The sequence below is a fragment of the Nostoc sp. UIC 10630 genome, from assembly GCF_010747425.1.
In the GTDB taxonomy this organism is placed as follows: domain Bacteria; phylum Cyanobacteriota; class Cyanobacteriia; order Cyanobacteriales; family Nostocaceae; genus Nostoc.
Genome location: NZ_JAAGOG010000435.1, coordinates 1 through 1,425, shown reverse-complemented (window position 1 = coordinate 1,425; position 1,425 = coordinate 1). Strand labels below are relative to the sequence as shown.

The window sequence follows — 1,425 nt, the reverse complement described above, 5'->3', positions numbered from 1 at the left end:
CCCCTGCCTCCCCTGCTCCCTCATCCATCCCCCACTCCCAAATATCTTTGTCATCCTGGTTACGGTTATAGCTAAGGTAAAAGGTAAAAGAGAGAATTTTTACTTTTAGCTTCCTAGCCTTTGTGAATAACTTGACAACAAACAAACTATCTACACCCCAGTTGTTTAAAGGCATTGCCCTATTTACACCTGGAGGAGATTTAATTTACTGCATCGACCCTAGCAAACAAGGTCGATGGCATTTGCATTTGTGTTCGGCTTTGCAAGAAATTCTAGATTTGCCAGAGCCACCGCACTTTTTAGTACCTTGTTATACTGCGACTATTGACCACTGGTTAGATCCGCGCACTCAACAAGTGCGAACTTTTGCTGAAGCTTATCCGGCTGTAATTAGACATCAAGCTTTGCTTAATGCCATTTTTGGTACAGGGGAGTTAGTATGGCAAGCTGCTCCTTGGCAAGAGGGGTTGTGCGATCGCATGGTATTAACATCTTATCGTTCTTCATTTGGGCAGCTTTGGGAAGATCACGATTTAATTGTTCGTCTAGACCTTTCTGAGCCTGTGCCAAAATACCACCAGCCGGTAATAGTACAAAAAAAGGAAGTCATCACACAAGGCTATGTTCTCCGCTTGTTTGTTGCAGGACATAGCAGTACAACCGAACGCATTCTGCAAAATTTACACGAATTGTTGGAGCGATCGCTCGGACATCCTTATACTCTGAAAGTAATTGATGTTTTAAGTCATCCAGAACAAGCAGAACTCAATCAAGTTTCTGCAACTCCTACCCTTGTCAAAGTTTGGCCGCACCCAATTCGGCGAATCGTTGGAGAGTTGGATCATGTAGAAAAGATTTTACAGATGTTAGCTGCTAAGGAAAAATTTTAAGTTTTATAACGAAATTGAGCGTTAAAAGTAAAATGCAGAGATTTGAGAGGTGGCAATTGTTTTTGCTAGAAATCAAAGAAAGTTTGTAGTAAGCTCATGGCTCGTGAACCGCTTTGCAATAAGACTAGTTTTTTTGCCAAGTGCGCGAATGGGTAGGTGTTGGTGAAGAGGTGACTACAAACATGGCTGAATTGCCGTGTATGCAAAGACTTGACGACTGTAGAATCTTGAAGACATCCGCGCACCTTATGTGGACTGACTTTCAGCGATTTTCGTATGACACATTGCCACTCTTCATGTTATGATTTTTCTATTCGCGCTCTTGAACCTTGAAAACCAAATAACACAAAGCTTTTAAAGTGTAGTTGCAATCAAATAAAATCCCTATTAACTCAAGTTGCGGGGGGGTAAAACCAGCCCCAAAGCCCCTGGATTAGGCAATCAAATAAAATCCCTATTAACTCAAGTTGCGGGTAATAAAATACAAATGAGGATATGGGAAATGTAGGCACAGTAAATAAGCGGTTGTACGAAA

At 41.6% G+C, this 1,425-nt stretch carries 1 protein-coding gene; it reads left to right on the top strand.

Annotated features, from left to right (window positions below; genetic code table 11):
- Positions 1-122: 122 nt before the first annotated feature.
- Complete coding sequence (locus tag G1O98_RS38205) at positions 123-890, top strand: circadian clock KaiB family protein (RefSeq protein WP_163939652.1); 768 nt, start codon at positions 123-125, stop codon at positions 888-890.
- Positions 891-1,425: the final 535 nt, after the last annotated feature.